The following is a 20,567-nucleotide window of genomic DNA, read 5'->3' as shown; positions in this document are numbered from 1 at the left end:
GGTGGCCCGGACGGATCGGCAGCCTGGGCGGGTTGGTGGCCCGGGCGGATCGGCAGCCTGGGCGGGTTGGCAGCCTGGGCGGGTTGGTGGCCTGGGCGAATCGGTGGCCCGGACGGATCGGCAGCCTGGGCGGGTTGGTGGCCCGGGCGGATCGGCAGCCTGGGCGGGTTGGCAGCCTGGGCGGGTTGGTGGCCTGGGCGGATCGGTGGCCTGGGCGGGTTGGTGGCCTGGGCGGGTTGGTGGCCTGGGCGGGTTGGTGGTCCAGGCGGGTCGGTGGCGGGCGGATCGGTGGTCAAGCGGGTTGGTGCTGGCGGAGCGGCCGGCGGTGCCGATCAGTCTCGGGTCTGCATGCCGTGGCGGAGGTTGCGGAGCAGGCCGCCGGCGTCGGTGACCGACCGGCCCGGGAACATCGCCATCACCACGCTGCCGTGGTCGGCCCAGCCGCACACCGCGAAGTCCCCGCCCTCGCCGCTGGTGCTGCCACACTTCAGCACCCCGCCGAGATCACCCGCGGGCAGCTCCCGCAGACCGTTCACCGAACCGGTCTCGTCGGACATCAGGCGGAAGAGGCTGTCCAGGTCCCGTTCCGGCTGCCACAGCAGGGTGGTGCCCCCGAAGATGAGCACCGAGCGCTTGTCGTCGGCCGGGTCGCGGTAGACCGTGCCGAAACTGCGGTCCAGTTCGATGTTCGCCGCCAGGCCGCTGCGCAGATAGTCGGCCGTGCTCTTCGCCCGCTCGCTGTCGTCGCGGGTCAGACCCGCCACCCGATCGGGTGACGCCAGTTGGGTGTCCTTCTGCTGCGCCACCCGCCACCCACCGACACCAAGCACGCCGGCACCGGCGAGACCAACCACCAGTGCGATGGTCCAACCGATCTTGCGGCGGCGTGACCAGCCGCTGGACCGCTCGTCGGGGTCGCCTCCGGAGTCGCGGGTGCTCAGCTGGATCGGCTCTTCGGTCAGCTCGACCGGCTCGCGGCCGCCGTCGCGCGACCGCTCGGTGAGATGTGCGTCGGACATAGCCGACACCGTACGCGAACGGCAGGTGGCGCACGTCAGGTCTGCGGAAGCCCTCCGTAGACTTGTCCGGTGACCGAGAGACTGGATGCCCGACGCCCCGACGCCCCGACCCTTGCCGGCCAGTACCAGCCCGGCGAGGTAGAGCAGCGACGGTACGAGCAGTGGGTAGCCGGCGGGCACTTCCGGGCCTCCGCCGACAGCGACAAGCCCCCCTTCACCATCGTCATCCCGCCGCCGAACGTCACCGGCTCGCTGCACATGGGCCACGCCTTCGAGCACACGCTCATGGACGCGTTGACCCGGCGTAAGCGGATGCAGGGCTTCGAAGCGCTGTGGCTGCCGGGCATGGACCACGCCGGCATCGCCACCCAGAACCTGGTCGAGCGTCAGCTCGCCGCCGAAGGGCTGTCCCGGCACGATCTCGGCCGGGAGAAGTTCGTCGAGCGGGTCTGGCAGTGGAAGGCCGAGTCCGGTGGTGCCATCCTCGGCCAGATGCGCCGCCTCGGCGACTCCGTCGACTGGGACCGCGAGCGCTTCACCATGGACGAGGGGCTGACCCGCGCCGTCCAGACGATCTTCAAGAAGCTCTTCGACGACGGCCTGATCTACCGGGCCAACCGGATCATCAACTGGTGTCCGCGCTGCCTCACGGCGCTCTCCGACATCGAGGTCGAGCACACCGAGGACGACGGTGAGCTGATCTCGATCCGCTACAGCGACGAGGTCGTGGTGGCCACCACCCGGGCCGAGACGATGCTCGGCGACACCGCCGTGGCGGTGCACCCCGACGACGAGCGCTACCAGCACCTGATCGGCACCGAGGTCGAGCTGCCGTTGACCGGCCGCCGGATCCCGATCGTCGCCGACGCGCACGTCGACCCGTCCTTCGGCACCGGCATGGTCAAGGTGACGCCGGCGCACGACCCGAACGACTTCGAGATCGGCCAGCGGCACGACCTGCCCGCGCTGACCGTGATGGACGAGCGCGGTGTGATCACCGTGCCCGGCCCGTTCGAGGGATTGGACCGGTTCGAGGCGCGGCCGGCGATCGTGGCGGCGCTGCGGGAGCAGGGCCGGATCGTCGCCGAGAAGCGCCCGTACGTGCACGCGGTCGGGCACTGCTCGCGGTGCAAGACCACCGTCGAGCCGCGGCTGTCGCTGCAGTGGTTCGTCAACACCGCCCCGCTGGCCCAGGCCGCGGGTGACGCGGTGCGCGACGGTCGGGTGCGCATCGAGCCGGCCGAGCTGGCCAAGCGCTACTTCGCCTGGGTCGACAACATGCACGACTGGTGCATCTCCCGCCAGCTGTGGTGGGGGCACCGCATCCCGGTCTGGTACGGCCCGGCGGGTGAAATCGTCTGCGTCGGCCCCGACGAGGCGCCGCCGACCGGCGAGGGCTGGCACCAGGACGAGGACGTCCTGGACACCTGGTTCTCCAGCGGTCTGTGGCCGTTCTCCACCCTGGGCTGGCCCGAGCAGACCCCGGACCTGGCGAAGTTCTACCCGACCAGCGTGCTGGTCACCGGGTACGACATCCTGTTCTTCTGGGTCGCCCGGATGATGATGTTCGGCCTCTACGCGATGGACGGCCGGCCGCCCTTCGACGTGGTCGCGCTGCACGGCATGGTCCGCGACCAGTTCGGCAAGAAGATGTCGAAGTCGTTCGGCAACGTGGTCGACCCGCTGGACTGGATCGACCGGTACGGCGCCGACGCCACCCGGTTCACCCTGGCGCGGGGCGCGAACCCCGGCCAGGACGTCCCGGTCAGCGAGGAGTGGTGCCAGGGCTCGCGCAACTTCTGCAACAAGCTCTGGAACGCCACCCGGTTCGCCCTGATGAACGGCGCGCACACCACGGGCGACCTGCCCCCCACCGAGCAGCTCTCCACCGTCGACCGGTGGATCCTGTCCCGGTTGGCGCACGTCACCGCCGAGGTCGACGAGCAGTTCGAGGCGTACGAGTTCGCCAAGGTGTGCGACCTGCTGTACCACTTCGCCTGGGACGACGTCTGTGACTGGTACGTCGAGCTGAGCAAGCCGGTGCTCGCCGAGGGCGGTGAGCGCGCGGAGGCCAGCCGCCGGGTGCTCGGGCACGTGCTCGACCAGCTGCTGCGGCTGCTGCACCCGGTCATCCCGTTCGTCACCGAGGAGCTGTGGCTCGCGCTGACCGGCGGCGAGACGGTGCAGGCCGCCGCCTGGCCGGTGGCCGACCGGTCGCTGGTCGACGACGCCGCCGAGGCCGAGCTGGTCGGCGTGCAGCGGGTGGTCACCGAGATCCGCCGGTTCCGTTCCGACCAGGGGCTGCGCCCCACGCAGCGGGTGGCTGCCCGCCTGGACGGGCTGTCCGGCGCGGGTATCGCTGCCCACGAGCCGCTGATCCGTTCGCTGGTCCGGTTGGATCCGGCCGGTGACGACTTCCAGGCCAGCGCCACGTTGGCCATGCCCGGCGCGGTCGGTGTCGCGTTGGACACCCGGGGGTCGATCGACGTGGCCGCCGAGCGGGCCCGGCTGACGAAGGACCGCGCGGCAGCCGAGAAGGAGGTCGCGCAGGCCCGGGCGAAGCTCGACAACCCTGCCTTCATCGGCAAGGCCCCCGAGCCGGTGGTCGCGAAGATCCGCGACAGGCTCGCCACCGCCGAGGCCGACCTGGTCCGGATCGACGCTGCTCTGGAGACACTGCCCTCGTGACCGACCGTACCGATTTCGCCGCCGTCGAAGCCGAGCTGAACGCCCGTGGCTTCACCCGCATGGTCTTCGAGCTGGACCGGATCGAGTCGCTGCTCGATCTGCTCGGCAGCCCGCAGCGGGCGTACCCGGCGATCCACCTGACCGGCACCAACGGCAAGACCTCCACCGCGCGGATGATCGACTCGCTGTTGCGGGCGCACGGGCTGCACACCGGGCGGTACACCAGTCCGCACCTGGAGACCGTCCGGGAGCGGATCAGCCTGGACGGGGAACCGGTCAGCGAGGAACGGTTCGCGTCGGTGTACCGGGAGATCAAGCCGCTGGCCGAGCTGGTCGACGCGCGGTCGGACGAGCCGCTGACGTACTTCGACATGACCACCGCGCTGGCTTTCGCCACCTTCGCCGACGCGCCGGTCGACATCGCGGTGGTGGAGGTGGGCCTCGGTGGGGCCGAGGACGCCACAAACGTTCTCCAGGCCGGGGTCTGTGTGATCACCCCCATCGGGTTGGACCACACCGAGTGGCTCGGTGACACGATCCAGGACATCGCGTTGGCCAAGGCCGGCATCATCCACCCGGGGGCCACCGTGATCTCGGCGGCCCAGGAGGAGGAGGCCGCTGGTCCCCTCCTCGAGCGCTGCGCCGAGGTCGGGGCCACCATCGCCCGGGAGGGCGGCGAGTTCGGCGTACTGGGTCGGGCGGTCGCCGTCGGCGGTCAGGTGCTCACCCTCCAGGGGCTGGGTGGCGTGTACGACGACGTGTTCATTCCGCTGCACGGTGCCCACCAGGCGCAGAACGCGGCCATGGCGCTCGCTGCCGTGGAGGCGTTCCTGGGTGCGGGGGCTCGACGTCAGCTGGACATCGAGGCGGTCCGGGAGGGCTTCGCCTCGACCAGTTCCCCGGGTCGGCTGGAGCGGGTTCGTAACGCCCCGACCATCCTGTTGGACGGTGCGCACAATCCGCACGGCATGAAGGCCACCGTCACCGCGCTCCAGGAGGAGTTCGCGTTCAGCAAGCTGGTGGCCGTGATCGGCGTACTGGCCGACAAGGACGCCGAAGCGCTGCTGGAGCTGCTGGAGCCGGTGGTCGACCAGGTGGTGGTCACCCGCAACAGCTCGCCACGGGCGATGCCGACGGAGGAACTCGCCGCGCTGGCCGCCGAGATCTTCGGCGATGAGCGGGTGGACTCGGCCGAGGAGATGCCGGACGCCATCGAGTTGGCGGTGGCGTTGGCCGAGGAGGACGTCCCCGGTGAGCTGAGCGGGGTCGGGGTGCTGGTCACGGGGTCCGTGGTGACGGTCGCCGACGCGCGCCGGCTGCTGAAGCGATGACCAGCCCGGAGCGGGACCCGCACCCCACCGACGACCCGACCGGCCCGCCGGTCGAGCAACCGGTGGGGGAGGAGCCCACGGCCGGGCAGCCGCGACGCTCCGGGTTGCGTAACCCGGAGCGGGCGGTACGCGGGCTCGGCGCTGGCACGCTCAGCCTGGAGGCGCTGGTGCTGTTGCTGGCGATCCAACCGATCCGGGTGGTCGGCGGTGACCTCGGCGGCGCCGCGATCGGTGCGGTGGTGGCACTGGCGGTGGCCGCCGTGGTGCTCGCCGGCATGATGCGTCGCCAGTGGGCCTGGAACGCGGGCACCGTGCTCCAGGGCCTGCTGTTGCTGGGCGGCCTGCTGCACTGGTCGCTGCTCGGGCTGGGCATCATCTTCGCCCTGGTCTGGGCGTACGCGTTGCACGTTCGCCGCGTCATTCTCGGCTGACGCCGGACCCGGCCGGCGCCGGCCGAAGGCGGGCCGGGTCAGGCGTCGGCGCGTTCGCGCCACTGGGTGAGTGCGACGCCGTGGCCGTCCGGGTCGCGGAAGGCCGCGGCCCACACCTCCAGCTTGGTGCCCCGGTTGACCACCCGGGGCGCGTACGTGAAGCGGACGCCCGACTCGCGCAACCGCTCGTACGCCGCCTCGATGTCGCTCACCTCAAGGTTGACGTGCACGAGTCGGCGGCTGATGGGCGCCGCCCCGGTCACCTCGCGCAGCACGATCCGGGTCGTCCCGGAGGCCAGGACGGCGTTGTGGGCTCCCTGGTCGACCTCGCTGAAGCCGAGCACGTCGCGGTAGAAGCCGAGCGACCGGGGCAGGTCGGTGACCAGCAGGGTGAGGCCCACTCCGCTGATCGGCGCGGCCGGGTCCGTGGCCGAGCCGGCGTCGAACCCGAAGATCGCCTGGTCCAGTTCCTCGTCGGTCACGGTCGCGCGTGCGGCCCCGGCCGGGGAGGGATCGTCCAGCGGAAGATCGAGTGGGTCCAGCGGGTCGGCCGCGCCCGGGCCGGACCGCTGCGCCGGCGGCGGGTCGAAGCGCTGCGCGCTGGGCTGCTCGACGGGGTCCTCGGCGGGCGGGGCGGTCGTGCCGCCCTCCTCCGAAGCGTCGAACCGGTCGGCGGCGGGCTCGTCGAAGCGCTCCTCGGCGGGCGGGCGCGGTGCCGGAGTGGTCGCCCGCCGGGGCAGCCCACCGGACTGCGGCTCGACGACGACGCCCTCCAACACCACCGGACCACCCGGGCTCTGGTGCATCACCACGGGCTCGCGCTCCTCCGGCATGACGCCCGGGTCGTCGCGCCGGAGGTCGTCGCGGGAGGGTTCGGTGCGCAGTGGGTCACCGAGCGGGTCGCGGAACGGATCACCGGCCGGGTCCCGGAACGGGTCACCGACCGGGTCCCGGAACGGGTCACCGGCCGGGTCGCGGAAGTCGTCGTCCGGTGCGCGGTCGGCCCACGGCGGCGCGTCCTGCTGGATCAACAGATCGTCCATCGCCTCCGCGTCGGCGAACTCCGGCGGAAGATCGGCGACGGCAGCGGCGGTCTCGGCATGGGTCGGCACCTCGTCCCAGAGGACCTTGACGTGCCGCTGGTCGTCCAACGCGACCCGGATCGGCAGGGTCTGGCCCAGCGACGGCCACTTGGAGACCGGCACCCTCGGCTCAATGATCTTCTTGGACCGCGGCGGCAGACCGGGGGCGTCAATCACCAGTTGCAGTTCGCAGCGGCCGAACGCGTACTGGGTGGGTGGTTCGGAGGCGCTGTGCACGTGCCCGACGCCGACGACCCACGTGCGACCGCCGCCGCGTACGGTCGCCAGCGCGATCGCCAGCACCAGCAGGGCGACCCCGAGAGCCACGATGGCCCAACTCGTCATGCCGAGCCCGAACAGGACGACGAACGTGGCCACGGTGCCCAGCACCGCGCCGATCAGCTTGCGTACCGGCGCGATGGGTCGGTTCCCGCCATTCGCCACAGTGGACCTCCCGGGGTCAGGACCAGGCTAGGCCGGATCGGCCACCGGGGGAAAGACCGGCCGCCGCGCCGGCGCCGGGACCGGGTCGCTAGGCTGACCGTACCGATCCCGAGCGTTCAGCGCGTACAGGAGGAACCCAGCGTGTCCAGCAACAGCCCGGATGAGCGCAGCCTCGTTCTGATCAAGCCCGACGCGGTTCGCCGCGGCCTGGTCGGCGAGGTCCTCTCCCGCTTCGAGCGCAAGGGGCTGCGGATCGACGCGATGGCGCACCGGACGATGGATGCCGCGCTCGCGGACGAGCACTACGCCGAGCACGTCGACAAGGCGTTCTACCCGCCGCTGAAGGACTTCATGACCGGCGGCCCGCTGGTCGCCCTGGTGCTCTCCGGCGACCAGGTCATCGACGTGGTCCGCGGGCTGGTCGGCGCCACCGACGGACGCAAGGCCGCCGCCGGCACCATCCGGGGTGACCTGTCGCTGTCCAACCGGGAGAACCTGGTGCACGCCTCCGACTCGACGGACAGCGCCAAGCGCGAGATCGCGCTCTGGTTCCCCGAGCTGGGCTGACGCCCACCGGCCCGGGGGTCGACCGACGACGTCCGGGTTCAGCCGACCGCCGGCACCTTCGCCGGGTTGCCGACCACGTAGATCCCGGTGATCCGTCCGTCGGCCGCGGCGATGGTCAGCGTGTACCGACTGCCGTCCGCGCGGCTGATCAGCATCGCCGGTTCCCCGTTGAGCTCGACCGGATCCATCGCCACTCGGTGACGCGGGCCGTAGACCCCGGCGTAGAACCGGGCGATCCGGTCCGCGCCGGTGACCGGGTTGAGGGCGGCCCGCGCCCGACCGCCGCCGTCGTTCCACGCGGTGGCGTCGGCGGCCACCAGGTCGGTGAGCCTCGCCAGGTCACCGTCGCGGGCGGCGGCGAGGAACGCGTCCAGCAGCCGCTCCCGCTCCGGGCGGCTGGCGGTGAACCGACGCTGCTCCTGCCGTACCCGCGCGGTCGCCCGGTGGTACAGCTGCCGGCAGTCGGGGACGGACCGGTCCAGGATCTCGGCGATCTCCGCGTACGGCAGGTCGAAGGCCGTGTGCAGGACGTACACCGCCCGCTCCGGCGGGGTGAGCCGCTCCAGGACGTGTAGCAACGCGGTGGAGAGCGAGTCGCGTAGCTCCACCCGGTCCAACGGCCCGAACGGCGAGGGCGCGGTCGGCACCGGCTCGGGCAGCCACGTCCCGACGTACGTCTCACGGGCCGCCTGCCGGGCGCGCAGCCGGTCCAGGGCCAACCGGGTGACCACCCTGGACAGGTACCGGCGCGGCTCCTCGACCTGGGCCCGGTCCACACCCAGCCAGCGCAGGTACGCCTCCTGGAGCACGTCCTCCGCGTCGTGCCGGCTGCCGAGCAGGCGGTACGCGAGCCCAAGCAGCATCGGCCGGTGCGCCTCGAGCGCACCGGCCGCCTCCGCTGCCGCCTCGGTGGTCACGCCTGGGCCGGAGGCTCCAGCCGCATCGTCACCCCGATCCGATTCCACACGTTGATTGTGGCAATCGCGATGACGAGGTCGGCCAGTTCCTTCTCCGACCAGACCTTCGCGGCGTCATTCCACACGTCGTCCGGCACCCCGTGCTCGCCGAGCCGGGTGACCGCGTCGGTGAGGGCCAGCGCGGCCCGCTCCCGCTCGTCGAAGAAGGGCGCCTCCCGCCAGGTGGAGACCGCGAACAGCCGCTGGCTCGACTCGCCGCCGGCGAGCGCGTCCCGGCTGTGCATGTCCACGCAGTACGCGCACCCGTTGATCATCGACGCCCGCAGCTTCACCAGTTCCAGCACGGTGCGGTCGACGTTCGTCTGGACGTACTTCTCCAACCCCATGACGGCCTTGTACGCCTGCGGTGCGACCTCGGCCGGGTTCATCCGTTGCATGACTACCTCCTGAATCGGTCCGACGCCGATACGACGGGTGGGCCGGGCCGGTCGTGACAACACCGGCTGTGATCCCGCTCATGCCGCCGAGGTGGCCGGGGTGGGCCCTGGTCGGGTTCGCCGTCACTCGAAGACGTGGCGGTGGGCGCGTCGAGTATCGTTTAAACCCGTAAGGCGATGACCCGGCCATCACCGGTGAGCCTCCGGAAGAACAGCCGGGCAACCGGCCCAGTAGAACCGGACGGGTGCGGCCCGTCACAGCCGACACAATGAGCGGGCGGTCGATCCTGACCGCCAAGCGGGGTGGTACCGCGGGCCACCGGGAGCGCCGTTTGAGGCGTACCCCGGAAGGTTCGTCCTCGCAGTCCCACGTTGAGTGACTGCACGAGGAGAGCGACCCCCGATGGCCTATCCGTTGCACGACCCGACCGCCGCCGGTGTGCCGGCGAGCCCGGACCTGCCCGCGGTCGAGCGCCGGGTGCTGGAGCACTGGACGGCCGACAAGACCTTCGAGGCCAGCATCGAGGCCCGGCCCGCCGGCACGGACGGCAAGAACGAGTACGTCTTCTACGACGGCCCGCCGTTCGCCAACGGCCTGCCCCACTACGGTCACCTCTTCACCGGCTACGTCAAGGACGTGGTGCCGCGCTACCAGACCATGCGCGGCCGGCACGTCGAGCGGCGCTTCGGCTGGGACTGCCACGGCCTGCCCGCCGAGGTGGTGGCCGAGAAACAGCTCGGCATCACCAGCAAGGCGGAGATCATCGACCTGGGCGTGGACCGGTTCAACGAGGCCTGCCGTACCTCGGTGCTGGAGTTCACCCAGGACTGGGAGCGGTACATCAACCGGCAGGCCCGCTGGGTCGACTTCACCAACGACTACAAGACCCTCGACCTGGACTACATGGAAAGCGTCATGTGGGCCTTCAAGACCCTGCACGACAAGGGTCTGATCTACGAGGGCTTCCGGGTGCTGGCGTACTGCTGGCGCTGTGAGACGCCGCTGTCGAACACCGAGACCCGGATGGACGACGTCTACCGGGACCGGCACGACCCCACCCTGTCGGTGTGGTTCGAGCTGACCGCCGACCAGTCCGCGCCGGAGCTGGTGCGCGGGCCGGTCAAGCTGGGCGTCTGGACCACCACGCCGTGGACCCTGCCGTCGAACCTGGCGCTCGCCGTCGGGCCCGACATCGAGTACGCGGTGCTCGAACGTGACGGCGACCGCTACCTGGTGGGGGCGGCGCGGCTGGCCGCGTACGCCAAGGAGCTGGAGGGCTACGAGCAGGTCGGCACGGTGTACGGCCGGGACCTGGCCGGACGCCGCTACACGCCGCTGTTCGACTTCCTCGTCGAGCAGGCCGGGGAGAACGCCTACCAGGTGCTCGGCGCGGAGTTCGTCACCACCGAGGACGGCACCGGGATCGTGCACCTGGCCCCGGCCTTCGGTGAGGACGACCAGAACGTCTGCAACGCCGCCGGAATCCCCACCATCGTCACGGTGGACGACCACACCCGGTTCACCGCGCTGGTCCCGCCGTACCAGGGTGAGCAGGTCTTCGACGTCAACAAGCCGGTGATCCGGGAGCTGAAGGACCGGGGGGTGGTGCTCAAGCAGGACACCTACACCCACTCGTACCCGCACTGCTGGCGTTGCGACACCCCGCTGGTCTACAAGGCGGTGTCGTCGTGGTTCGTCGCGGTGACGCAGTTCCGGGACCGGATGGTCGAGCTGAACCAGGAGATCAACTGGACGCCCGGCCACATCAAGGACGGTTCGTTCGGCAAGTGGCTGGCAAACGCCCGGGACTGGTCGATCAGCCGGAACCGGTTCTGGGGCTCGCCGATCCCGGCGTGGAAGTCCGACGACCCGAACTACCCGCGCCTGGACGTCTACGGTTCGCTGGCCGACATCGAGCGGGACTTCGGCGTACGCCTGACCGACCTGCACCGGCCGGCGGTGGACGACCTGGTCCGCCCCAACCCGGACGACCCGACCGGGCAGTCGATGATGCGCCGGGTGCCGGAGGTGCTGGACTGCTGGTTCGAGTCCGGGTCGATGCCGTTCGCCCAGGTGCACTACCCGTTCGAGAACGCCGACTGGTTCGAGCACCACTACCCGGGTGACTTCATCGTCGAGTACATCGGGCAGACCCGCGGCTGGTTCTACACGATGCACGTGCTGGCCACCGCGCTGTTTGACCGGCCGGCGTTCCGCAATTGCCTGAGCCACGGCATCCTGCTCGGCTCGGACGGGCGCAAGATGTCCAAGAGCCTACGCAACTACCCGGACGTCTACCACGTCTTCGACGCGTACGGCTCGGACGCGATGCGCTGGATGCTGATGTCCTCGCCGGTGCTGCGCGGTGGGGACATGGCGGTCACCGAGGCGGGCATCCGCGACGCCGTCCGGCAGGTGCTGTTGCCGCTGTGGAACGTGTGGTATTTCTTCACGCTCTACGCCAACGCCGACGGGTATCAGGCGCGGCGCCGTACCGACTCCACCCACCTGCTCGACCGGTACGTACTGGCGAAGACGAACGAGCTGGTGTCCACGGTCGGCGCGCAGATGGACGCGTACGACATCTCCGGTGCCTGCGCCACCGTCCGCTCCTACCTGGACGCGTTGACCAACTGGTACGTGCGCCGGTCCCGGGACCGGTTCTGGTCCGGTGACGCCAACGCCTTCGACACCCTGTCGACGGTGCTGGAGACCCTCTGCCGGGTGGTGGCGCCGCTCGCGCCGCTGACGGCTGAGGAGATCTGGCGTGGCCTGACCGGGGAGCGTTCGGTGCACCTGACCGACTGGCCGGAGGCGAGCGAGTTCCCGGCCGACCACGACCTGGTCGCCGCGATGGACAACGTGCGGGCGGTCGCCTCGGCGGCGCTGTCGCTGCGCAAGGCCAAGGGGCTGCGGGTGCGGCTGCCGCTGTCGAAGCTGACCGTGGCCTCGCCGGCCGCGGAGCAGCTGCGGCCGTTCGCCGACCTGGTCGCCGACGAGGTCAACGTGAAGGCTGTGGAGTTCAGCGCGGAGCTGTCCGAGTACTGCCAGCAGGTGCTGACCGTGGTGCCCCGCGCGCTGGGCCCGCGGGTCGGCAAGCAGGTGCAGCAGGTGATCAAGGCGGTCAAGGCGGGCGAGTGGGAGCTGGTCGACGGCGCCCCGGTCGCCGCCGGGGTCACCCTGGCCGAGGGCGAGTACGAGCTGCGGCTCATCGCCGCCGACGCGGAGCACTCCGCGCCGCTGCCCGGCGGTGAGGGCGTCGTCGTGCTGGACACCGAGGTCACCCAGGAGTTGGCCGCCGAGGGGCTGGCCCGCGATGTGGTGCGGGTGGTGCAGCAGGCCCGCCGGGACGCCGACCTGGACGTCTCGGACCGGATCGTGGTGTCGGTGTCGGCGTCCGACGAGGTACGCGCGGCGGTGTCCGCGTACGTCGACTTCGTCTCCGCGGAGGTGCTCGCCGACTCGGTGGACTTCGTCGAGGGCCCGGGCGGCTCCGCCGTCGAGGGTCGGAACGGCTCCGCCGTCGAGGGCCTGGAGGGCTTCACTGGCGAGGTCGGCGATGGTGAGCGGGTAACGGTGGTCGTCCGCCGGGTATAACGGACCATCGCCAGGGTGCGGGCGCCTCACCACCTCCGTCCGGGAGGTGTGGAGGCGTCCGCTACCGTGACACCGCCTGTTCGCACCTGATCTGCCGGAGGACCAGTGCCCCTGCTCTACACCATCGGCAAGCTCACCGTGGCGCCCACGCTGCGGTTGGCGTTCCGCCCGACCGTGGAGGGGCTGGAACACGTGCCGGAGATCGGTGGCGCGGTCTTCGCCGGCAACCACCTCTCGGTGGCCGACGAGTTGTTCCTCGGCACGGTCGTGCCCCGGCACCTGGCGTTCTGGGCCAAGTCGGAATATTTCAAGGGCACCGGCGTGAAGGGTGCGATCTCCAAGTTCGTCCTCACCGGCCTGGGTGCGATCCCGGTCGAGCGGGCGGGCGGCCGGGCGGCGCTGTCCGCGTTCGACGCGGCGATCCCGGCGCTCAAGGGCGGTGACCTGGTGGTGGTCTACCCGGAGGGCACCCGCTCGCCGGACGGCAAGCTCTACCGGGGGCGGACCGGCGCGGCCCGGCTGGCGATCTCGGCCGGCGTGCCGATCATTCCGGTCGGCATGATCGGCACGGACAAGGCGCAGCCGATCGGTGCCCGGGTGCCCCGGCCGGGCACTGCCAAGATCACGGTTCGATTCGGCAAGCCGCTGGACTTCACCGGCCGACCGGACGACCGCACCTCGCTGCGGCAGATGACCGACGAGCTGATGAGTGAGATCCAGAAGCTCACCGGCCAGGAGTACGTGCCCCGCTACGCCCCACCGCGCGCCCACCCGGACCCGACCCGCGAGGCCTGACCCCGCCGGCCTGCACCCTGCCCGGGCGGCCGGGGTGCGGATCACCGCAGCCCGGCCGCCCGGGGTGCGGCTCAGCCCCGCTCGGGTTGGACGATCTGGGCGCGCAGGGTGCCCAGCAGTTCGGCACTGTCGGCGACGGAGAGTCGGGTGAACACGCCGGTGGCGATGCTGCCGTGGTCGACCGACGTGCAGACCACCACGGCACTGCCCTCGGCGCTACCCACGGCGCACCGTTCGTGCCTGCCCCGCACACCGGTGTCCACGCTCTCCGGGGCATCCAACGCGTACCGCTCGGTGAGCCGGCTGATCTCGGCCTCCGCGTCCGACTCCGGGCTCAGCCGGAAGCCGGTGCCGCCGAAGACCGTCACCCGCTTGCCGCTCGTCGTGGCGTAGACGCCAGCGAACGTGTCCTCGGCCAGCCAGTGCTCCTTGCGTACCTCGCCCTCCAACTTCTTGGCGGTCTCCGTGCTGCGGCTGTCCTGTCGCAGGCTGAGGTCTTCCACCTGGACGGGCAGCGCCGCGCGCGCCGGGTACTGGGCCGAGATCGGGAACCCGTAGTAGGCGGGGCAGCCACAGCAGCAGGCCAGGGTGAGCAGCAGCAGCCACGGCCAGCGGCGTCGTCGGCGGACCGGTACCGGCACGTACCCCTTGGGGGCCTGCCAACCGGGCGGCGGTGATGGCGGTGGCGCGGTGGACCGTCGACCCCGGCGCTGCTTCGGCACGTTCGGCGGTGCGGGTGGTGCGGGTGGCGACATCGGCCGGGCCGGAACCATGGGTCCGATGGCCCGCGGTGCGCTCGCCGGCGGCGGCACCGGGTGCGGTCCGGCCGGGGAAGCGGGCGGCCCGGACCACTGCCGGGTGTCCCGCGATACGGCCGGAGGAGTGGGCGGCGCGGACCACTGCCGGGTGTCCGGCGGCGTCGGATACGAAATCGTGGGCGGCAGCGGGGGCAGTTCGGCGGAGGGCAGGTCCCAGCCGCCGGTGTCCACGCCGGCCCAGGGGTCGACCGGGGTCTGGTGCTCCGGCGGCCCGACGGCCACCGGCGGGGGAGGGGTCGGCTCGGCCGACTCGCCCCAGACGGGTCGGCGGGGTAGCGGCGGTGGCACCGGGGCCGAACCGCTCCACCTGGGCGCCGGGACCTCCGCGGTCGCGGCAGGCTCCGGCTGGTCCGGGGGTTCCGGCTGGTCCGAGGTGTCCGAGGGTTCCGGCTGGTCCGAGGGTTCCGGCTGGTCCGGGGGTACGGGTGGGGAGGTCGGCTCGTCGGCGACCGCCCGGTCCCGCTCCGGCTCCGCGCCCGGCGTGCTCCCGTCGGCCGGCCGTGCTCCCGGCTGGGGCTCCGGCATCGCGGCAATCTCCTCTCGCGCCGACCCGAGGTTAGTACCGCGCCGCCACCACCGCCGATCGGGCGTGCGCGCGATCGCCGCCGGACGAACGCGTACCCTTGGGCATCATGAGTGCCCCGTCCACGACGCCGCGCGCGGCCGCGACCAACTCTCGCGACGACTCCAGCTCGGCCCGTCTGACGCCGCGCCGCGACCTGGAGCCGTCGGTCTGGCCCCAGCTCGAGCCGCTGCTACCCCAGATCTCCAAGCCCATCCAGTACGTCGGGGGCGAGTTGGGTGCGGTGACGAAGGACTGGGACGCGGCGACCGTGCGTTGGGCGCTGATGTATCCCGACGCCTACGAGGTGGGCCTGCCCAACCAGGGCGTGCAGATCCTCTACGAGGTGCTCAACGAGCTGCCCGACACCCTCGCCGAGCGGACGTACGCGGTCTGGCCGGACCTGGAGACGCTGATGCGCAAGCACGGCGTGCCGCAGTTCACAGTCGACGCGCACCGGGCGGTGCGCGGGTTCGACGTGTTCGGCATCTCCTTCTCCACCGAGCTGGGTTACACCAACATGCTCACCGCGATCGACCTGGCCGGCATCCCGATGCTGGCCGCCGACCGCACCGACGCCGACCCGGTGATCGTGGCCGGCGGGCACGCCGCGTTCAACCCGGAGCCGATCGCCGACTTCATCGACGCCGCGGTGCTCGGCGACGGCGAGGAGGCGGTCCTGGAGATCACCGCGATCGTCCGGGAGTGGAAGGCCGAGGGCTCGCCGGGCGGCCGCGACGAGCTGCTGCTGCGGCTGGCCCGCACCGAGAGCGTCTACGTGCCGCGCTTCTACGACGTCGACTACCTGCCGGACGGCCGGATCCAGCGGGTCGTACCGAACCGGGCGGACGTGCCGTTCCGGGTGCACAAGCGCACGACGATGGACCTGGACGCCTGGCCGTACCCGAAGAAGCCCCTTGTTCCGCTGGCCGAGACGGTGCACGAGCGGTACGCGGTGGAGATCTTCCGGGGCTGCACCCGGGGTTGCCGGTTCTGCCAGGCCGGGATGATCACCCGCCCGGTGCGCGAACGGTCCATCACCACTGTCGCGCAGATGGTCCGCGAGGGCCTTGAGTTCTCCGGCTTCTCCGAGGTCGGCCTGCTGTCGCTCTCCTCGGCGGACCACTCCGAGATCGGCGACATGTGCTCGGGCCTCGCCCAGCAGTACGAGGGCACGAACGTCTCGCTGTCGCTGCCCTCGACCCGGGTGGACGCCTTCAACATCGACCTCGCGCAGGAGCTTTCCCGCAACGGGCGGCGTACCGGCCTGACCTTTGCCCCGGAGGGCGGGTCGGAGCGGATCCGCAAGGTCATCAACAAGATGGTGTCGAAGGAAGACCTGATCCGTACGGTCGTCACCGCGTACACCAACGGGTGGCGGCAGGTGAAGCTCTACTTCATGTGCGGCCTGCCCACCGAGACCGACGAGGACGTCCTCGAGATCGCCGAGATGGCCCACGAGGTGATCAGGGCCGGCCGGGCCGCGACCGGCTCCAAGGACATCCGCTGCACGGTCTCCATCGGCGGGTTCGTGCCGAAGCCGCACACCCCGTTCCAGTGGGCCGCGATGGACCGTCCGGAGGTCATCGACCACCGGCTCAAGATCCTCAAGCAGGCCATCAACGCGGACCGCTCGCTGGGTCGGGCCATCGGCTACCGCTACCACGACGGTGAGCCGTCCCTCATCGAAGGGCTGCTCTCCAGGGGTGACCGCCGGGTCGGTTCGGTCATCCGCAAGGTCTGGGAGAACGGCGGCCGGTTCGACGGGTGGAGCGAGCACTTCTCGTACCAGCGCTGGGTGGACGCGGCGGCCGAGACGCTGCCCGCGTTCGGGGTGGACCTCGACTGGTACACCACCCGTCAGCGCGAGGAGCTGGAGGTCCTGCCCTGGGACCACCTCGACTCGGGTCTGGACAAGGACTGGCTCTGGCAGGACTGGCAGGACTCGTTCAGCGAGTTCGAGCAGGACGACTGCCGGTGGACGCCCTGCTTCGACTGCGGCGTCTGCCCATCGATGGACACCGAGATCCAGATCGGCCCCACCGGCAAGAAGCTGCTGCCGCTCACCCCGCTGGGTGGCAACGGCATGAAGGTCCCGTCGGGCCACTCGCACTCGCACCCCTGACCGCGCTGCCTTCGGGCAGCGCCGGCTGGCGGTGACCCACCACCATCCACATCCGACATGTCGCCCAACGGGTCCGCGTCTCGCGGGCCCGTTGGCGTTTGTTCGGGGTCGGCCGCACGGTGGCCGGCACCGAACCTTCCGCGAGATCGGCCGCCATCTGTACCACGTGCTGGTGGCTGGGGCTGCCCCGACTAGGCCAGACTCGATACGCTGCGTCTGACATGGACCGACCCGGCGGGTCGGGGACGGGGGAGGAATCGCATGGGCAGCATCCCGCCGCCGAGCATCGGCGATCTGCAAGTCAGCGTCGAGGACCTGGACGCCGCCGCCACGTACGTCGAGCGGCTCAGGCAATACATCGACGACACCATCAAGTACGAGATGGAACGCATCAAGACGCGGATGAAGGGCGACAGCAACAACGCCCAGACCGTCCCGAACGGCACCCCGTTCGGCGCCTACGAGGACGCCGTCATGCAGTGGCGGGCCCTGGAGAGGTCCACGGCGAACATGGAAGCGCACCTCACGACGCTCTCCCAGAAGCTCGCCGCGCTCAAGGAGGGCACCGAGGAGATCGCCAAGGCGTTCCGCGACACCGAGGCGCGCAACGGCGCCAACGGCAAGGAGATCGAGCGTCTGCTGGAGTCGGCGGCGCCGCCGCCCACCGCCAGTGGTGCACCCACCTACCCGTACACGGCCTGAGGGGGACGTCATGGCTGGAGGAACCTGGGAGCGGTGCGTCCGCGAGGTGACGCTCTCCGCGGACCCGGAGACGGTCGGATCGGTCGGAGCGGGCTGGAGCAATCTCTCCAGCGGCCTGCAACAACTGCGGGACGCGCTCGTCGGTCGATCGTTCGTCGGCCCGATCGCGACCGGCCAGGAACGCCCGCACGTCGGCGGTCTGCCGGGAATGCTCGCCGGTTGGAAGGGCAGCGGCGGCGACGCGTACCGCGAGCACCTCGGCAAGATCGGCAAGCAGATCGAGGATCTGATCACCGACGCGACGAACGTCAGTGGCGCGTTGACGCGGATCGAGGGCGACATCCGCAAGTCGGTCTCCACGATCCCGATCCCGCTGATGGACGACTTCGGCTTCAACGAGTGGAGCCTGCCCAACGGCACCGAGCTCGACGATGCCCGCGACGGCGAGAGCTCGTCGGGGTTCCTCGCCGCGCTGCGCAAGGACTACCAGAGCAACCCCGGCTCGTACGCCGACGGCGCGTTCCGTGACAAGGCCGACGACCTGGAAGCGACGATGAAGGTCGACGGCCAGGCCGGCGACCAGAAGCGGGGCGGCTGGTGGGACACCGGAGCCCACCTGGACAACTGGTACCGGGACAACCAGAACGCGGCGAACACCGCGATGGCGCCGCTGCCCCAGGCGGTCTACACGGAGCGCCCCAAGCTCACCGTCAACGGCCCGGATGCCGGAGCCGAGGTCAACGACATCACTCGTGACACCCGGGTTCCGCCAACGGGGCGACCCGACATCGGTGGCGACATCGGCGGGAAGCCCGACATCGGTGGTGACGTCCCCACGATCGGCAGCAGGCCGCCGACCATCGGCGACACGGGCGGTCCGACGTCCACAGTGGACCCGTTTTCCCCGACCAAGCCCGGTGGGCTCGGCGAGGGCTCGCCCACCGGCGGCACCGGTCAGCTCACACCCCCGTCAACGGGCTCCAGCTACCCGGGCTACGACTCTGGCTACAGCAGCGGTCTGGCCGGTGCCAGCCCGAGCGGCGTCGGTGGCCTGGGCGGTGGCATCGGCGGTGGCGGGGTCGGCAGCGCCGGTCTCGGTGGCGCCGGCGGTGGGTTCGGAGGCGGTGCCGGCGTCGGCTCGGCCGGCGGAATCGGCGGCGGTGCCGGCGGTGGCCTGGGCGGTGGTGCCGGGATCGGCGTGGGCGGCATCCCCGGCATGGTGGGTGGCGGCAACGGAAAGCTGCCGCCGATGACGAGCGCGGCGAACGCGTTGCGCACCGCCCAGGCCGCCGGTGGCGCCGGGATGGCGGGCGGCGCGCGTGGTGCGGGCGTCGGCGGCGCCGGAATGATGGGCGGCGGCATGATGGGCGGCGCGGGTGGCGCCGGGCACGGTGGCAGCACCGGCTCCGAGCACTCGTCGTGGTTGACTGAGGATGACGATCCGTGGGGCCCTGGTGACGGGGCGTCCCCGGGTGTCCTTCGATGAGGATGGACGGATGAGGGTGAACGTCGGAAGCCTCCGGTCGGTAGTCGCCTGTCTGCTGGCGGGTTTCCTGGTGGTGGGGGCCGCTCAACCGGCGGCCGCCGCGCCCCGACGGGCCGAGCAGTGGTATCTGGACGAGCTCCGGATCGACCAGGTGCACAAGATCTCGACCGGGCGGGGCGTGGTCGTGGCCGTGATCGACAGTGGCGTCGAGGCCAGCCACCCGGATTTGCGCGGTCAGGTGCTTCCCGGTGGTCGCAGCTACGGCGCCTCCGGGGACGGCCGGTCCGACGACGACGGACACGGCACGCACATGGCCGGCATCATCGCGGCGAAATCCAGCGGCGACGGGGTGGTCGGCATCGCCCCCGGTGTGAAGATCCTGCCCATCAAGATGCGCAAGGACGACGGGGTCTACAGGGGCGCGGGGATCGCCCGGGGCATCCGGATGGCCGTCGACGGCGGCGCCAAGGTGATCAACATTTCCATTAGTGGCCCGGGCCTCGCCAGCCCGGTGGAGCGGGACGCGATCAAGTACGCGTTGGACCGTGACGTCGTGGTGGTCGCCTCCGCCGGTAACACCGCCAAGGGCCACGTCGCGGTCGGAACCCCGGCCAACACCCCCGGTGTGGTCGCGGTGACCGGGACGACAAAGGGCGGAGCGTTCTGGTCCGGCTCCGTCCAGGGGCCGGAGGCGGTGGTCGCTGCTCCCGGCGACAGCGTTTACAACGTCACCAATGAGGGGGGCTACGGCTGGGGTGACGGCACCTCCGACTCCGGTGCGATCGTCTCCGCTCTGGCCGCGTTGATCCGGGCCAAGTACCCCGACCTCAACGCTCCGAGCGTGATCAACCGGATCATTCGGACCGCGCGGGACGCGGGCCCGTCCGGGCGAGATCCGCAGTACGGCTTCGGGGTGATCGACCCGATGAAGGCGCTGACCGCGAACGTGCCGGCGGTCACCGCCAACCCGCTGCTCGACCCGGCCGCGGCGCCGGTCGACCCGGGCTCGACTGCCCGTGCCGCGGGTCCGGACGAGGAGTTCGACGTCACCCAGCACGGCGACCGCGGTGGCCCCACCGACCAGCAGGTCATGGTGGTCGGCATTGGCATCGCCGTGGTGCTGGTGTTGCTGCTGGGTCTGGTGGTCTTCCTCATCTGGAACCGCCGTCGGTACCGGCGGGAGGCGGCCCGGGCCGCCGACATCCCGGACGAGGTGCTCGACCGGGCGGCCCAGGTCGCGTACCCGTCGCCTGACGCGGGTTACGCCCCACCGCCGGGCTACCCGGCCCCACCCGGCCACGCCCCTCCTGCCGGGTATGGCCCGCCTTCCGGCTACGCCCCTCCCTCGGGCTACACCCCGCCCTCCGGTTACGGCCCGCCGCCGGGCGGGGTACCGCCCGCCCCGCCGAGGGAGCGGTAACCGGTCCCGACATGGTGGCCGGCCGGTGACCTCCGCGTCACCGGCCGGCCATCGGCATTCGCGGAGGGTGGTCGCGACCCTGACGGCCGATTCGTACCCGTCTGCCGGGGCGATCCGGCCGCCCCGGTTGGGTACCGTCACGAGC

General features: G+C 71.3%; 15 protein-coding genes. 10 read left to right on the top strand and 5 right to left on the bottom strand.

The features are described 5' to 3' along the window. Positions 1–332: 332 nt before the first annotated feature. Positions 333–1,019: a hypothetical protein gene (locus ACFYP0_RS14240; protein ID WP_124859627.1), complete on the bottom strand. Its 687-nt coding sequence runs from the start codon at positions 1,017–1,019 to the stop codon at positions 333–335. A gap of 69 nt (positions 1,020–1,088) precedes the next feature. On the opposite strand from ACFYP0_RS14240, the gene ACFYP0_RS14235 reads away from it, so the two are divergent. From ACFYP0_RS14235 to ACFYP0_RS14225, 3 genes are read left to right on the top strand one after another with little or no spacing between them, the layout of a single operon-like run. Continuing rightward, positions 1,089–3,707: a valine--tRNA ligase gene (locus ACFYP0_RS14235; RefSeq protein ID WP_112586026.1), complete on the top strand. Its 2,619-nt coding sequence runs from the start codon at positions 1,089–1,091 to the stop codon at positions 3,705–3,707. Then, a complete protein-coding gene (locus ACFYP0_RS14230; protein ID WP_124859629.1) occupies positions 3,704–5,038 on the top strand; it encodes a bifunctional folylpolyglutamate synthase/dihydrofolate synthase in 1,335 nt (444 codons plus the stop codon). The genes ACFYP0_RS14235 and ACFYP0_RS14230 overlap by 4 nt, the downstream gene beginning before the upstream one ends. Then, positions 5,035–5,469: a DUF4233 domain-containing protein gene (locus ACFYP0_RS14225; RefSeq protein WP_124859631.1), complete on the top strand. Its 435-nt coding sequence runs from the start codon at positions 5,035–5,037 to the stop codon at positions 5,467–5,469. Before ACFYP0_RS14230 ends, ACFYP0_RS14225 begins: the two co-directional genes overlap by 4 nt. A 38-nt stretch (positions 5,470–5,507) precedes the next feature. On the opposite strand, the gene ACFYP0_RS14220 is transcribed toward ACFYP0_RS14225, so the two are convergent. After that, positions 5,508–6,995: a VOC family protein gene (locus ACFYP0_RS14220; RefSeq protein WP_124859633.1), complete on the bottom strand. Its 1,488-nt coding sequence runs from the start codon at positions 6,993–6,995 to the stop codon at positions 5,508–5,510. 141 nt (positions 6,996–7,136) lie between these two features. On the opposite strand from ACFYP0_RS14220, the gene ndk reads away from it, so the two are divergent. Next, positions 7,137–7,562 (top strand): nucleoside-diphosphate kinase, encoded by a 426-nt coding sequence (gene ndk / locus ACFYP0_RS14215; protein ID WP_088949743.1) that lies wholly within the window; start codon positions 7,137–7,139, stop codon positions 7,560–7,562. A gap of 38 nt (positions 7,563–7,600) precedes the next feature. Here the strand turns inward: ndk and sigJ are convergent, their stop codons facing one another. Further along, a complete protein-coding gene (gene sigJ / locus ACFYP0_RS14210; RefSeq protein WP_124859635.1) occupies positions 7,601–8,479 on the bottom strand; it encodes an RNA polymerase sigma factor SigJ in 879 nt (292 codons plus the stop codon). Continuing rightward, positions 8,476–8,916 carry a carboxymuconolactone decarboxylase family protein gene (locus ACFYP0_RS14205; RefSeq protein ID WP_124859637.1) on the bottom strand — a complete coding sequence of 147 codons (441 nt, stop codon included), beginning with the start codon at positions 8,914–8,916 and terminating at the stop codon, positions 8,476–8,478. Before ACFYP0_RS14205 ends, sigJ begins: the two co-directional genes overlap by 4 nt. A 403-nt stretch (positions 8,917–9,319) precedes the next feature. On the opposite strand from ACFYP0_RS14205, the gene ileS reads away from it, so the two are divergent. Both ileS and ACFYP0_RS14195 read left to right on the top strand, forming a co-directional pair. Then, a complete protein-coding gene (ileS, locus tag ACFYP0_RS14200; protein ID WP_386996010.1) occupies positions 9,320–12,514 on the top strand; it encodes an isoleucine--tRNA ligase in 3,195 nt (1,064 codons plus the stop codon). Positions 12,515–12,619: 105 nt separating this feature from the next. Then, a complete protein-coding gene (locus tag ACFYP0_RS14195) occupies positions 12,620–13,309 on the top strand; it encodes a lysophospholipid acyltransferase family protein (protein WP_124859641.1) in 690 nt (229 codons plus the stop codon). Between the two features lie 71 nt (positions 13,310–13,380). Here ACFYP0_RS14195 and ACFYP0_RS14190 read toward each other — a convergent pair whose 3' ends face one another. Continuing rightward, entirely contained in the window at positions 13,381–14,652 is a 1,272-nt protein-coding gene (locus tag ACFYP0_RS14190; protein WP_386996007.1) for a hypothetical protein, read from the bottom strand. A 107-nt stretch (positions 14,653–14,759) separates the two neighbouring features. Between ACFYP0_RS14190 and ACFYP0_RS14185 the strand changes: the two genes are divergently transcribed. The 4 genes from ACFYP0_RS14185 to mycP all read left to right on the top strand — a co-directional run bounded on the left by ACFYP0_RS14185 (position 14,760) and on the right by mycP (position 20,422). Beyond that, positions 14,760–16,814 (top strand): TIGR03960 family B12-binding radical SAM protein, encoded by a 2,055-nt coding sequence (locus ACFYP0_RS14185; protein ID WP_386996005.1) that lies wholly within the window; start codon positions 14,760–14,762, stop codon positions 16,812–16,814. Between the two features lie 261 nt (positions 16,815–17,075). Then, positions 17,076–17,516 carry a hypothetical protein gene (locus ACFYP0_RS14180; RefSeq protein WP_356979904.1) on the top strand — a complete coding sequence of 147 codons (441 nt, stop codon included), beginning with the start codon at positions 17,076–17,078 and terminating at the stop codon, positions 17,514–17,516. A 10-nt stretch (positions 17,517–17,526) separates the two neighbouring features. Then, entirely contained in the window at positions 17,527–19,002 is a 1,476-nt protein-coding gene (locus tag ACFYP0_RS14175; protein WP_356979902.1) for a WXG100 family type VII secretion target, read from the top strand. 10 nt (positions 19,003–19,012) lie between these two features. Then, a complete protein-coding gene (gene mycP, locus ACFYP0_RS14170) occupies positions 19,013–20,422 on the top strand; it encodes a type VII secretion-associated serine protease mycosin (RefSeq protein ID WP_356979900.1) in 1,410 nt (469 codons plus the stop codon). Positions 20,423–20,567: the final 145 nt, after the last annotated feature.

Source organism: Micromonospora arida (genome assembly GCF_042873195.1).
Lineage (GTDB): Bacteria > Actinomycetota > Actinomycetes > Mycobacteriales > Micromonosporaceae > Micromonospora > Micromonospora arida.
Note: the sequence above shows the minus strand (reverse complement) of the source record. Positions and strands in the feature narration are given on the sequence as shown.

Excerpts from the sequence above, each read along its gene's own strand:
- ACFYP0_RS14185 (WP_386996005.1), top strand. The coding sequence starts at position 14,760 with ATGAGTGCCCCGTCCACGACGCCGCGCGCGGCCGCGACCAACTCTCGC.
- ACFYP0_RS14175 (WP_356979902.1), top strand. The coding sequence starts at position 17,527 with ATGGCTGGAGGAACCTGGGAGCGGTGCGTCCGCGAGGTGACGCTCTCC.
- ACFYP0_RS14225 (WP_124859631.1), top strand. The coding sequence starts at position 5,035 with ATGACCAGCCCGGAGCGGGACCCGCACCCCACCGACGACCCGACCGGC.
- ACFYP0_RS14190 (WP_386996007.1), bottom strand. The coding sequence starts at position 14,652 with ATGCCGGAGCCCCAGCCGGGAGCACGGCCGGCCGACGGGAGCACGCCG.
- mycP (WP_356979900.1), top strand. The coding sequence starts at position 19,013 with ATGAGGGTGAACGTCGGAAGCCTCCGGTCGGTAGTCGCCTGTCTGCTG.
- ACFYP0_RS14180 (WP_356979904.1), top strand. The coding sequence starts at position 17,076 with ATGGGCAGCATCCCGCCGCCGAGCATCGGCGATCTGCAAGTCAGCGTC.
- ACFYP0_RS14240 (WP_124859627.1), bottom strand. The coding sequence starts at position 1,019 with ATGTCCGACGCACATCTCACCGAGCGGTCGCGCGACGGCGGCCGCGAG.
- ileS (WP_386996010.1), top strand. The coding sequence starts at position 9,320 with ATGGCCTATCCGTTGCACGACCCGACCGCCGCCGGTGTGCCGGCGAGC.
- ACFYP0_RS14205 (WP_124859637.1), bottom strand. The coding sequence starts at position 8,916 with ATGCAACGGATGAACCCGGCCGAGGTCGCACCGCAGGCGTACAAGGCC.